The 12,884-nt window shown below is 60.5% G+C and carries 9 protein-coding genes; 1 reads left to right on the forward strand and 8 read right to left on the reverse strand.

Going from position 1 to position 12,884, the window contains the following annotated elements; all coding sequences use genetic code 11:
- Nucleotides 1-26: 26 nt before the first annotated feature.
- From C4J90_RS11105 to C4J90_RS11135, 7 genes are all read right to left on the reverse strand, one after another.
- On the reverse strand, nt 27-965 hold the full coding sequence (locus C4J90_RS11105; RefSeq protein WP_124419762.1) for a carbohydrate kinase: 939 nt from the start codon (nt 963-965) through the stop codon (nt 27-29).
- Between the two features lie 12 nt (nt 966-977).
- Complete coding sequence (gene xylB, locus C4J90_RS11110) at nt 978-2,459, reverse strand: xylulokinase (RefSeq protein ID WP_124419763.1); 1,482 nt, start codon at nt 2,457-2,459, stop codon at nt 978-980.
- A gap of 139 nt (nt 2,460-2,598) precedes the next feature.
- Nucleotides 2,599-4,080: a mannitol dehydrogenase family protein gene (locus tag C4J90_RS11115; protein ID WP_124419764.1), complete on the reverse strand. Its 1,482-nt coding sequence runs from the start codon at nt 4,078-4,080 to the stop codon at nt 2,599-2,601.
- A gap of 18 nt (nt 4,081-4,098) precedes the next feature.
- Complete coding sequence (locus C4J90_RS11120; RefSeq protein ID WP_124414427.1) at nt 4,099-5,202, reverse strand: ABC transporter ATP-binding protein; 1,104 nt, start codon at nt 5,200-5,202, stop codon at nt 4,099-4,101.
- Nucleotides 5,203-5,225: 23 nt separating this feature from the next.
- Entirely contained in the window at nt 5,226-6,056 is an 831-nt protein-coding gene (locus C4J90_RS11125) for a carbohydrate ABC transporter permease (protein ID WP_003233033.1), read from the reverse strand.
- 10 nt (nt 6,057-6,066) lie between these two features.
- Complete coding sequence (locus C4J90_RS11130; RefSeq protein WP_124419765.1) at nt 6,067-6,957, reverse strand: carbohydrate ABC transporter permease; 891 nt, start codon at nt 6,955-6,957, stop codon at nt 6,067-6,069.
- Between the two features lie 90 nt (nt 6,958-7,047).
- A complete protein-coding gene (locus C4J90_RS11135; RefSeq protein ID WP_372237497.1) occupies nt 7,048-8,331 on the reverse strand; it encodes a sugar ABC transporter substrate-binding protein in 1,284 nt (427 codons plus the stop codon).
- Between the two features lie 379 nt (nt 8,332-8,710).
- On the opposite strand from C4J90_RS11135, the gene C4J90_RS27410 reads away from it, so the two are divergent.
- A complete protein-coding gene (locus C4J90_RS27410; protein ID WP_372237498.1) occupies nt 8,711-8,920 on the forward strand; it encodes a chitin binding peritrophin-A domain-containing protein in 210 nt (69 codons plus the stop codon).
- An 84-nt stretch (nt 8,921-9,004) separates the two neighbouring features.
- On the opposite strand, the gene C4J90_RS11145 is transcribed toward C4J90_RS27410, so the two are convergent.
- The gene (locus tag C4J90_RS11145) at nt 9,005-12,778 is read right to left on the reverse strand and encodes a hypothetical protein (RefSeq protein WP_124419767.1); all 3,774 of its coding nucleotides are present in this window, start codon (nt 12,776-12,778) and stop codon (nt 9,005-9,007) included.
- Nucleotides 12,779-12,884 lie beyond the last annotated feature (106 nt).

Consider the following 12,884-nt stretch of genomic DNA (forward strand, 5'->3'; position numbering starts at 1 on the left):
ACGCGGAATGCGCGGCCTATGGGCGTTCAGCCTAGCTGGCTGCGGTAAGGCAGGTCCGGCCCGGTGCGGGTGCAGGTCAGCGCTGCGGCGCGAATCGCAAAGCCGAGCATGGCGTCGATCTGTTCACGGCTGAGTTGTTGCAGCCCTTGCACCGAGTCCAACCGGTGCTCGGTCAACCAGGCGATCAGCGCCGCCTGGAAGGTGTCGCCGGCACCCACCGTATCGGCCATCACGATATCGATTGCCGGTTGCGACCAGTTGCCATGGCGGCGGCTGAACACACTGGCGCCGTCGCCGCCACGGGTCAGAAATACCAACTGGCAGCGATGTTGCAGCCAGCCTTGCAGCACGCTTTCGGGGGACTGCTCGGGGTAGAGCAGGTGCAGGTCTTCATCGCTGACCTTGATCAAATCCGCATGCTTGACCAACTCCATCACACGGTCGCGCCACAGCTGGATATCCGGTTGCGGGTTCAGTCGTACGTTAGGGTCGAGGCTGATCAGGCGCTTGCCGCTTTCGCGCTTGACCAGCGCCAGCAGCGTGTCGCCAATCGGCTGTACCACCAGGGAAAACGAGCCCACATGCAGCCCGCGAATCTCATCACCCAGGGGCGGCAGGTGCGTCAACTGCAGTTGCCGGTCTGCGCAGCCTTCGCCACGAAAGCTGTATTGCGGTGAACCATTGGCGCCCACGGCCACCATGGCCAGGGTGGTTGGCGCGTCGAAGGGCACCAGGAAATCTTCACTCACGCCTTCGTCCTTGAGCACCTGTAGCAGGCGCCTGCCCAGGTAGTCGTGGGAGATCCCGGCGAAGAACCCGGACTCGATCCCCAAACGGCGCAGGCCCACCGCCACGTTGAACGGCGAGCCACCGGCAATCGCCGTGTAATTGAGCTTGGCAACCTGCCCATCGGCATTCTCCTCGCTGAAAAAATCAAACAGCGCTTCACCACACACCAGATACATAGTCACTCGCTCTTAAAGGGTTGCCACAAGCTGTTGATAGCGCTCATAGGCCTGTTGATAGGCGCTCACGTTGGCCGGCACCGGCAGGGTGCGGCTGGCCGGGTCCAGGCTGACGCATTTGTCGCACAGGCTGGCCAGGGATTCGCCGGACTGGCACCACGCCGCCTGGATCGCCGCGCCCAGGGCCGCGGCCTCGCTCTGTTCGGTACAGACCACTTCGGTGTTCATGATATCGGCGACCATCTGCCGCCACAGCGGGCTTTTCGAACCGCCACCGATCAAGCGGATGCGCAGGCTTTGCAGGCCGGTCTGGCGCAGCAGGTCGAGGCCGTAGCGCAAGCCGAAGGTGGTGCCTTCGACCACCGCGCGGCACAGGTTGGCGCGGGTCAGGTTGGTCATGGTCAGGCCGTGCAGGCTGCCGGTGGCCTGGGGCAGGGCGGGCACCCGTTCGCCGTTGAGGAACGGCAGCATGCTCACCCCGTCCGCGCCGATGGGGGCCTGCTCGACCAGGGCATTGAAGGCGTGCAGGTCGAGTTCGAACAGCTCGCGGATCACCCCGGTGGCGTTGGTCAGGTTCATGGTGCAGATCAACGGCAACCAGCCACCGCTGGAGGCGCAGAAGGTGGCGACCGACGCCTGGGGGCTGACGTTGGGCTGGTCGGCAAAGGCGTAGACGGTGCCCGATGAACCCAGGCTCATGGTGATCACCCCAGGGGCGATGTTGCCGGTGCCGATGGCGCCCATCATGTTATCGCCGCCGCCGCTGGCGACAACCGCGTTGGGGTTGATGCCCAGTCGCTCGGCAATGGCCGGCAGGATCGTGCCCACTGCTTGATCGGCTTCAATCAGCTCGGGCAGCGCCGCCTGCAGGCGCCCACTGGGGTCGATGTGCGCAAGCAGCGCCACGTCCCATTCACGGCGGCGCACATTGAAATAGCCGGTGCCCGACGCATCGCCGTATTCGGCGACGGCGCGGCCGGTGAGCCAGTAATTGAGGTAGTCGTGGGGCAGCAGGATATGGGCGATGCGCGCAAACAGGTCCGGGTGCTGTTCACGGGTCCAGAGCATTTTGGACACCGTGTAGCCCGGCGCAATGGCCACGCCCAGGCGCTCCAGCGAGCCGCTCTCGCCGCCCAGGTAGTGCAACAGGCGCTCATTTTCTGTGGCGGTTTCGGTGTCGCACCACAGCTTTGCCGGGCGCAGCACCTGACCCTGGGCATCGAGCAACACCAGGCCGTGTTGCTGGCCGGAAACACCAATGCCGAGGATGTCCTGGCCGTCCACCCCGGCCTGTTGCAGGGCGCGGTGGGTGGCTTCGGTGAAGGCGTCCAGCCATTCCTGGGTGTGTTGCTCACGCCGGCCATTGGCGCCGCTGATCAGGGTGTGCGCGGCGGCGCCCAGGCCCAGCACCTTTCCGCTGGAAGCGTCGAGGACGATGGCTTTGGTGCCCTGGGTGCCGCAGTCGATGCCGAGGAACAGGTTTTGCTGGGTCATGATGGAGTGCTCAGCAGTTTTATTGTTGGAGTTGTCAATGCGGTCAATGTGGGAGGGGGCTTGCCCCCGATGAGGGAGTGTCAGTTTATGCATCTTTTGCTGACCCTCCGCTATCGGGGGCAAGCCCCCTCCCACATTTTTAAACCGGTTTCTTCAGTAACCGCTTCAGGGTTTCAGTGACGCCGTGATCGCGCAAGCTTGCATAACACCGCTCGAACGCTGCCACAAATGCAGCCGAGTTGGGAATAGCCGTGCCGAAAATCTCTTCAACCCCCAGCAGGCGCTGGCTGATCAACGCGTCATCACTCACTAGCGCCTGGCAGAACGCAGCCCGAGGATCGGGAATCGTGTAGGCCACGCCATTTTCGTCGACACCCTTCAGGTACAAGGCCCAGGCGGCCACCACCAGCGCCGCGCGCTCAGTCTCACGCCCATCGGCAATCAGGCGATTGATGGTCGGCACGGTGAACTTGGGAAACTTCGACGAACCGTCCGAACACACCCGTTCCAACTGGTCGGCAATCGCCTGGTTGGAGAAGCGGTCGACCAGGGTCTGCTTGTACGCCGTCAGGTCGATGCCCGGCACCGGCGCCAGGTGTGGCGTGACGTCGAGGTCCATGTAGGCGCGCATGTAGGCGACGAACAGCGGGTCGTTCATGGTGTCGTGAACAAACCGGTAACCCTTGAGAAAACCCAGGTAAGTCAGGGCGAGGTGACTGCCGTTGAGCAGGCCGATTTTCATTTCTTCGTAAGGCGTCACGTCATCGGTGAACTGCACGCCGACCCTTTCCCAGGCCGGGCGGCCGTTGACGAACTTGTCTTCCAGCACCCATTGCACAAAAGGTTCGCACACCACTGGCCATGCATCGTCGATGCCGTGCTCGTCATGCAGTTGCAGGCGGTGGGCGGTGCTGGTCATTGGCGTGATGCGGTCGACCATGGCGTTCGGAAAGCTCACATTGGCTTCGATCCAGTCATGCAGTTGCGCATCGTGCAGCGCGGCGAATGCGAGCAGGGCCTTGCGGGTGACGGCGCCGTTGTGCGGCAGGTTATCGCAGGACATCACGCTGAACGCCGGGGTGCCGGCGGCGCGGCGCTTGGTCAGCGCGGCGCAGATAAACCCGAACACGGTCTGCGGTGCGCCGGGGTGCGCCAGGTCATGCTGGATCTGCGGCAGGTGAGCCATGAATTGGCCGTTGCTGTCGTCGATGCAGTAGCCGCCTTCGGTGATGGTCAGCGACACGATACGGATAGCCGGTTCGGCCAGTTTATCGATCAGGGCCTGGGCGCCGTCTTCTGCCAGCAACATGTCACTGATGGCGCCGATCACGCGTACTTCGGTGTCGTCGGTGTCGCCCAGTTCATACAGGGTGAACAGATAATCCTGGCCGGCCAGGTCGTCGCGCGCCTTGCGGTCTTCGGCCCGCAGGCCAATGCCGCAGATGCTCCAGTCCAGGCCCTCGCCGGTGTTCATCAGGGCGTCGGTGTAAAACGCCTGGTGCGCGCGGTGGAAACCGCCGACACCGATATGCGCAATGCCCTGGGATGTACTGGCAATGGCATAGGCTGGCACTTTCACGTCGGGCGCCAACTGGGTGAGGTTCTGTTTATTCAGCTTCATAGCGTAATACTCGCGAAATCAGGCGGCAGCGCGCAGGGGACGGGCCACGGCCACGCCGTCGGTGTCGAACAGATGGCAGTGGGCCGGGTCGAGGTGCAGGTGCAGCGTTTCGCCATATTGGCTGGCCATGTCGCCGCGAATGCGCATCGTCAACGGCTCACCGTTGGCGGTGATGACGTGGCAGAAGGTGTCGCTGCCCAGGCGCTCGCCGACGTCGGCGGTAACGGTCAGGGTGGTCTGGCCCGGCGTGGCGATTTCCAGGTGTTCCGGGCGAATGCCCAGGGTGACTGCGCTGCCCACGCTCAAGGTCGGGCCGCTGAGCGGCAGGCTGATCAGGGTGCCGGCGTCGAGCTGCACGTCACAGCCCTGGCCTTCGACACGCGTGACCTTGCCCTTGAGAAAACCCATCTTCGGCGTGCCGAGAAAGCCTGCCACAAACAGGTTGGCTGGCTGGTGGTACAGGTCCAGCGGCGAGCCGACCTGTTCGATGCGCCCGCTGTTGAGCACCACGACTTTATCGGCCAGGGTCATGGCTTCGACCTGGTCATGGGTCACGTAGATCATGGTCGCTTGCAGTTCTTTATGCAGGCGTGCCAGTTCCAGGCGCATCTGCACGCGCAGGGCGGCGTCGAGGTTGGACAAGGGTTCGTCGAACAGGAAGATCTTCGGGTTACGCACAATCGCCCGGCCAATCGCCACGCGCTGACGCTGGCCGCCGGAGAGCTGCTTGGGCTTGCGCTCCAGCAGCGGGCCCAACTCCAGAATGCGCGCCGCTTCGTTGACCTTGCTGTCTACCAGTTTTTTGTCGACGCCGGCCAGGTCCAGGGCAAACGACATGTTCTTGCGCACGCTCATGTGCGGGTACAAGGCGTAGGTCTGGAACACCATTGCCAGGTCGCGCTTGGCCGGGGTCACTTCGGTGATGTCGCGCCCGTCCAGCTCGATGGTGCCTTCACTGACTTCCTCCAGGCCGGCGATCAGCCGCAGCAGCGTGGATTTACCACAGCCCGACGGGCCGACGAATACCACGAATTCCTTGTCGTTCACTTCCAGGTCGATGCCCTTGATGATGGAAAAACCTTCGAAGCCTTTCTGCAGATTCTTGATTTTCAGGTTGGCCATGATGGGCCCTCCGCTTGGAATTATTATTTAACGGCGCCAAAGGACAGGCCGCGCACCAGTTGTTTCTGGCTGATCCAGCCGAAAATCAGGATCGGCGCGCAGGCCAGGGTCGACACGGCGGACAATTTGGCCCAGAACAAGCCTTCGGGGCTCGAATAGGAGGCGATCAGCGCGGTCAGCGGCGCGGCGCTCGATGACGTCAGGTTCAACGACCAGAAGGCTTCGTTCCAGCACAGGATCAGCGACAGCAGCACGGTGGAGGCCAGGCCGCCCTTGGCGATCGGCAGCAGCACCCGCACCATTTCCTGCCACAGGGTGGCGCCATCCAAACGTGCGGCTTCGAGGATGTCCTTGGGAATGTCCTTGAAGTAGGTGTAAACCATCCACACCACAATCGGCAGGTTGATCAGGGTGTAGATAATGATCAGCGCGATGCGCGTATCGAGCAGGCCAAAGCTCTTGGCCAGCAGGTAGATCGGCATCAGTACGCCCACCGGCGGCAGCATCTTGGTGGACAGCATCCACAGTAGCGTGCCCTTGGTGCGCTTTGTCTCGTAGAAGGCCATGGAGTAGGCGGCCGGCACCGAAATCAGCAGGCACAGGGCGGTGGCGCTGAACGAGATCAGCACCGAGTTCCAGGCGTAGGCGAAGTAGTTGCTGCGCTCGTTGATGTGCAGGTAGTTCTCCAGCGTCGGCGTGAAGATAAACTGCGGCGGCGTGGCGAACGCGTCGATTTCGGTCTTGAAGCTGGTCAGCACCATCCAGAAGATCGGGAAGAAAATCAGGATCGCGATGGCCCAGGCCAGGGTGCCGAGCAACAGGCTTTGCAGGCGGCGGGATTGTTGAAGCGTCATGGCGCGGCCCTCAAGGCTTGTCAGTCAGGTTTTTGCCGATCATCCGCACCAGGATGATCGCCGCGATGTTGGCGATGACCACGGCAATCAAGCCGCCGGCCGAGGCCATGCCCACGTCGAACTGCACCAGCGCCTGGTTGTAGATCAGGTAGGCGAGGTTGGTCGAGGCGTAGCCGGGGCCACCGTTGGTGGTGGTGAAGATTTCGGCGAACACCGAGAGCAAAAAGATGGTTTCAATCATCACCACCACGGCAATCGGACGGGCCAGGTGCGGCAGGGTCAGGTGCCAGAAAATCGCGATGGCGCCGGCACCGTCCAGGCGTGCGGCTTCCTTTTGTTCCTGGTCGAGGGACTGCATGGCGGTCATCAGCAGCAGAATGGCGAAGGGCAGCCACTGCCACGACACAATGATGATGATCGACAGCAGCGGGTAGTGCGCCAGCCAGTCCACGGGTTCTGCGCCGAAGAACTTCCACACCGCAGCGAGAATCCCCGACACCGGGTGAAAAATCAGGTTCTTCCAGATCAACGCGCCGACGGTGGGCATGATGAAGAACGGCGAAATCAACAACACCCGCACCAGGCCGCGACCGAAGAACTCACTGGCCTCCAGCAGCGCACTGATCAACACGCCGAACACCACGCTGATCAGCAGCACGCTGCCCACCAGCAACAGCGTGTTAGTGGCGCCGGGCAGGAAGCCTGAGTCGGTGACGAAGTAAGTGAAGTTCTCCAGCCCTACGAACTGGTTTTCGCCGGGGTAGAGCAGGTTGTAGCGGATCAAGGAGAAGTACAGGGTCATGCCCAGGGGCACGATCATCCACAGTAGCAACAAGGCCACCGAGGGGCTGACGAGGAACCAGCCGGGGTTGGCCAGGCGGTTTTTGGGTGCGGTATTCATGGTGATCAAGACCAGTCGGATACGAATCGGAGCGCGGTCAATGTGGGAGGGGGCTTGCCCCCTCCCACATTTGACGGTGGTGGGCCGGCTTTATTTGGGGTAACCGGCCCGCTTCATTTCCCGCTCGGTGGTGGTCTGTGCGGCCGTCAGTGCGGCATCGACCGTCTGCTGGCCGGTCAGCGCGCCGGAGAAGAACTTGCCGACCTGGGTACCAATCGCCTGGAATTCAGGAATGGTCACCAATTGAATACCGATATACGGCACCGGTTTTTCGGTGGGTTTGGTCGGGTCCGCCACTTTCAGCGATTCCAGGGTCACCTTGGCGAACGGCGCGGCCTTCATGTACGCGTCGCTGTAGGTGGATTGGCGGGTACCTGGGGGTACGTTGGCGACGCCGTCGGTCTTGGCGACCAATGCGCCATATTCCTTGGAGGTGGCCCAGGTGGTGAACACCTTGGCGGCGTCCTTGGCCTTGGAGCTGGTGGGGATCGCCAGGCTCCAGGAGTACAGCCACGAGGTACCCTTGTCGGTCTTCTCGTGGGGAGCGAAGGTGAAGCCGACATGCTCGGCCACTTTGCTCTGGCTCTTGTCGGTGACGAACGAGCCCGCCACGCTGGCATCCACCCAGATCGCGCACTTGCCGCTGTTGAACAGCGCCAGGTTCTCGTTGAAGCCGTTGCTGGACGCACCTGGAGGGCCGGATTTTTTCATGTTGTCGACGTAGAAATTCAGCGCGTCTTTCCACTCGGGGCCATTGAATTGCGGTTGCCACTTCTCGTCGAACCAGCGTGCGCCGTAGCCGTTGGCCAAGGTGGTGATCAGCGCCATGTTTTCGCCCCAGCCGGCTTTACCGCGCAGGCACAGGCCGTATTGCTCTTTGCTCTTGTCGGTGAGTTTGGCCGCGTATTCGCCGATCTGGCTCCAGGTCGGATGCTCGGGCATGCTCAGCCCGGCGTCCTTGAACAGGTCGGTGCGGTAATAGGTGATCGAGCTTTCGGCATAGAACGGCAGGGCGTACAGCGAGCCTTTGACCGACAGGCCGTCGCGTACCGAAGGGAACACGTCATCAAGGTCGTAGGAAGCTGGCAGGTCCTTCATCGGCTCCAGCCAGCCCTTGGCGCCCCAGAGTGCGGCTTCGTACATGCCGATGGTCAACACGTCGAACTGGCCGCCCTGGGTGGCAATATCGGTGGTCAGGCGCTGGCGCAGCACGTTTTCTTCGAGCACCACCCAGTTCAGCTTGATCTCCGGATGCTCGGCCTCGAAGGTTTTCGAGAGCTTCTGCATGCGGATCATGTCGCTGTTGTTGACGGTGGCAATCGTCAGGGTTTGCGCGCCGAGGCTGACGGCGCTGAGGGTCATGCAGGTCAGCATGCAGGTAGAGACAAGCAGAGCTTTTGCTGTGAACTTCATCGCGCACTCCATTTCCGCGCCCAGAGGGCTACAGAAGGACGGTTATTGTTGTTGTGTCTTCCCACAGGGAGTCAGGAAGAGTGTGCGTTGATTACAGCCCTCAAACGCGGCGATGACAAATCCTTGGGAACACTGGGACTGATACTTTTTTGCACTCTCGGGACAGCGAATCAATGCGCTATTGCGGGTCGTGTACCTGTTAGTTCTGACAGTAGACGCCCTATAAGGACTGAGGATTAATGACCGAGCAAAATCCAATCAGGAGACGTTTATGAACCTTTTCCGCACAAGTTTCAAAAACACTACGCTCTATAAATTTGCACTGGGCGCGGTCGTCGCCATGGCTGTGAGTGCCTGTACCACCGAGCCACCACTGGAGTCACGAGAACCGGTTTGCACGAAAGCCGGCTACTTCAAAAGCACCAATGTGGTGGGTGGTTACCATCGCTGTGTATTCAGCCAAAACATTAATCGGTGGATTCAATACCCGTTTAACTGCCCGGCCGGGTTGGAGTTCGATGAGTCCGTGGGTACCTGTGTAAGGCCCTGACGGGACTGCCTGTCGCCGACACTTTCAGCCGCAGCAAGCCATTGAAAAGGGATCGGTACCCAGGTACCGATCCCTTTTTTACCTCTACGTCACGGTCGGATACGGCGTCTGTGTGATACAGATATCATCGATGTCATACACCCCGCCGGTGGTCGGGTTTCTGACCGAAACGGAGGCCTCGAACGGTTTGCCGGGCAAATAACCGAGCGGCACATTGACGCTGAGCCAGGTGTTCAACGTGGGCACGTTTTGCGTCCATTTCAACGTGCCCAGATGAATCTCGACAAAGGTCGGCGCCCCAATCGCGGCAAACTTGCTGATCCTGTAGCGGAAGCTGACGCGGTAGTAGCCCTCGGCGGCGGGCGTCAGCACTTTGTACAGACTGACGCCCCTGCCGGTAGTCGGTGTCGACTGCCAGAAATAGTTGCCATTCGACTCGCGGCGAATGCCTGCGTCCGGCCATTCACTGAGCCAGTAGTTCATGTAATTGTCATTGAACGTCGTGCACTCCTTGATCATCACGCTTTGCAGCGTGTAACGAGTGGGTGGAAATTCAATCGCTTGCAATTCATCCCTTAAGCCATTGAGCGCCACTTTGAATTGCAGGGTCAGCTGGCTGCGATTGCCAAGGTCTCGCAGGTAGGTGATCAATACGGTTTCCAGGTGATAACCCTGGCTGATCCAGGCCGAGTCGACCTCGGCCTTGTTCGAACCATTCATCAGGGTCAGGTTATGCGGCGTACCGTCGGCTCTGAAACCGTACAAATACAGCCATACGGGCAGGTGTGGGGCAATGAATGGGAAGGTCGTCACCCTTGCGGTGGCGTTGCCGGGCAGGGCGTCCACATCGATCACGCCGCTGGCGGATGCTTGATCGATACGAATCACGGTTTTTTTCAGTTCGCTCAGCGGCAGGCTTTCAAGATTGACCGTGAGCGGTACCGAGGGCCGGGTTTGCCCGCTTCGTGTCACCGTATACCTGATCGTGAACTGCGTAGGCGTGTTGCCGATATTCGCGGCGATCACTGAAGCGGGCACGTCGACGATGACGGTGCCATCGGTTTCGCCATACGTCGGCCCGATCACTGCCGAGCCTGCAGCGGTTTTACCCACGATCTCCACGAAGATGACGTCGCTGGTATACATCGGGCTGGTGGACACCTGCACATGCGCCCCGTGCTGTGCGTTCAAGGGGGCCAGGGTGACCAGTGTGCCGGAGCCGGTTGCCTCGATCAGGATCGGCACCGGGAACTGCGTGGGCAAGGCCTGAATGGTATAGCGCCGCTCCTTGAACCAGACCGCATTGGCCAGCTCGGCGCTGCGGTCGAACGTTACCCCGAAGCGCATTTTCAGTGGCGAACCGTCCTTGAGCTTGCGCAATTCGGGGACCGGCGCCGGTGGACGAATACCGTTCAATTCGCCGTCCTGTGTCACCAGGTCTGCCGTGTAAAAGGCGTGGTAGAAGGGATAACCGTCAGCGTAGGTGCCGGACATCTCGAACCACATTCGCTGGAACCGATGACTGAAGTGCCAGCGGTCTTCAATCGCGCGTTCGGTACCGTTCAATGTGCCGACATTCAGCACGCCATCATAGGAGTGGCCTTCTATGTAGGGTTCAGGCAGCGGCGGTGGCAACAACTCCAGGGCCAGCACAGGCGAAGGGGACTCGTGCTCGCCCCGCATGACGAAGTACTGCACGTGGATGACATGTCCCTGGGCCTGGATGTTGGCGCCCACCACCTCTGGGTCAATATCAAAGTGCAGGACTTTCGAAGAGCTGCCGTATTGGGTCTCGCAGTAAGTGCCGATGCCCGCAATGCCGGTCCAGCAACAGCGAACCTGATGGGAAGGCGCCATCTGCGGGTAGTCGACGACGACAGTCGCGCCGTTTATCGCGGCCACCGCCGCCAACTGGTCGGGATAGCGCGTGGCCTGCACGACCTCGGGACGCTTGAGGGTCAGCGCTCGGCCCACGGTAATGGTCCGGCGCTCCGAATAACGGCGTCGGCTGCCGTCCTTGGGTACCAAGGCGTAGCTCAGGCGGATTTCCTTATTGTCATTGGCAATGACGAACGCTTCGTCCACCAGGACCACTACCGGCTTGCCGGCCGTATCGGAATAGAGTTCGACTTCCTCTCCAGTGGTTCCGCTGGCGTTGGCGCCCAGCCATGTCCAGATGAACTTGTCCCCAGGGAACGTGCGTGGGTAAGGCAACGTCAGCTTGAGCTGACCTCCGATCACGCTGGCAGGGTCCAGGTTGTCGAACACGTCGACATACTGCAATAGCGGCGCCGGCAACTCGGCGACGACCGATCCGAAAATGACTTCCAACACTTCGGACTTGCGCACCGTCTGTACGCCTGGGCCAAGCGTGCGCATTTGATGGTCATTGACGAGGTAGTAGACCTTGACCGACCCCACGCCAATGAAGGGCGCAAAATCCTCCTGCAGTACGATGCGAAAGCGATCAGGTGGCGGTGGGGCGCCGGCGTTCACGGTTTCTTCGTATTCAATCAGGCCGCCGCCAGGTCGCGGTGCTTCCATGCGAAAGGTCACGCTGTTGCTGGGGGCGTAAGGGCTGTAGACCGGAAAAATGGCTCTGATGAAAGGGTGTTCCGGATCAATCAGGCCGCCCTCGTCTTGCTCGATTCGCATCGGGGGCATCATTTTTTTCGTGCCGAACACGCGAATACTCAGGCGTCGAGAAGCGCGCAGGAAGGCGCCGCTGGCCGTTGTCAGGGTATATTCGATGCGCAGTTGTCCATCGATCACGTCTTCAAGGTACTTTTTGTCCAGCACGATGGAGGACGAAAGGCCGATGCGTGCAGGAAAACCAGGCAGCGTCACCACGCTGGATGAGCCATCCGGGAAAAACTGGGTCAGGGTTACATGGATCAGCGCGCCGGCTGGGGTAGGTCTGGCGGTATCATTGGGCGTAGCGGGTAGCGTTCGAGGAACGACCATTTCCGCGGTGAACACCTCGTCTCCATGGGTATCAAAATTCAGCTCGTCGACGGACTCAACGCCGACCACGAAGTGCGGCCGATCAAGCAAGCCGAGTTCAAGGTCGGTCTCCAGCTTGACCACCTTCGACCACTGCGGGTCTTCCCCGGAATAGTTGAGTACGCGGTCAAACACCCGGAAGAGAATGGAGACTGCGCCGCTGCCCCCTGAAATAATCGTTTGTTCAGGTACATGCACGATGATGGGCTTGGTGCCATCAACGTGTTGCTGATCGATTTTTTGAAAAATAGCGATACCGTTCCACCACACTTCAATAGTGTCGCCTACCGTGCAGAACGGATAAAAGTCACAGGTCAAGTCCACTCCTGCCTTGGCACGCTCGGCGTCCAGCGGCGTGTATTCCAAGTCTTCAGGCAGGTGTATCACCAGGTTCGAGTGGAACCATGGGTAGACGCTGCGACCACCTGGCCGTGAGGTTTTGGTATACCAGGTCTGAGGTGGGGATGTGCTGGGCGTGGCGCTGCCCACTCTGATCGCTTCACCGAAGCAGGGATAAATCGTGCCTTCGGGCACCAGCGATGCGGGAATGACCAACTGCACACGGTCTTTGTACAAATCTTCCGGGTAAACCTCGCCTGCACCCAAAGCGTAGCTGGTACTGCCGGCGAAAAATTTATAGGTGTCACCGACATTGAAGTTCGACCATCTTTCAAAACTCACAATCAGCCACGGATCGATCTGTCGAATGCCCAATCCTACGTCAGCATCCAGATTCGGCTGCAGTGCGCCGTTGACATACGGCGGGTCAAGGTTGACGGCGGAGGGCGATGGGGGGTCGTGGGGCGGGGATTCACACAGGGGAATGGGCAGGTTGGAGGACGTTGGTTCTTTCATCGTGAGCGCTCCTTGTACAGTGGTGAAACCGGGCAAGGAAATCACACACCCCTGGCAGCAGAGCGGATAGCTGTCAAAGTTGACAGAAGCGACGAGTGGTTGCGTC

The sequence above is a fragment of the Pseudomonas sp. R2-60-08W genome, from assembly GCF_003852335.1.
Classification (GTDB): Bacteria; Pseudomonadota; Gammaproteobacteria; order Pseudomonadales; family Pseudomonadaceae; genus Aquipseudomonas.

Bases quoted from the DNA above. Each gene is read 5' to 3' on its own strand.
- C4J90_RS11105 (WP_124419762.1), bottom strand. From the start codon at position 965: ATGTATCTGGTGTGTGGTGAAGCGCTGTTTGATTTTTTCAGCGAGGAG.
- xylB (WP_124419763.1), bottom strand. From the start codon at position 2,459: ATGACCCAGCAAAACCTGTTCCTCGGCATCGACTGCGGCACCCAGGGC.
- C4J90_RS11115 (WP_124419764.1), bottom strand. From the start codon at position 4,080: ATGAAGCTGAATAAACAGAACCTCACCCAGTTGGCGCCCGACGTGAAA.
- C4J90_RS11120 (WP_124414427.1), bottom strand. From the start codon at position 5,202: ATGGCCAACCTGAAAATCAAGAATCTGCAGAAAGGCTTCGAAGGTTTT.
- C4J90_RS11125 (WP_003233033.1), bottom strand. From the start codon at position 6,056: ATGACGCTTCAACAATCCCGCCGCCTGCAAAGCCTGTTGCTCGGCACC.
- C4J90_RS11130 (WP_124419765.1), bottom strand. From the start codon at position 6,957: ATGAATACCGCACCCAAAAACCGCCTGGCCAACCCCGGCTGGTTCCTC.
- C4J90_RS11135 (WP_372237497.1), bottom strand. From the start codon at position 8,331: ATGCTGACCTGCATGACCCTCAGCGCCGTCAGCCTCGGCGCGCAAACC.
- C4J90_RS27410 (WP_372237498.1), top strand. From the start codon at position 8,711: ATGGCTGTGAGTGCCTGTACCACCGAGCCACCACTGGAGTCACGAGAA.
- C4J90_RS11145 (WP_124419767.1), bottom strand. From the start codon at position 12,778: ATGAAAGAACCAACGTCCTCCAACCTGCCCATTCCCCTGTGTGAATCC.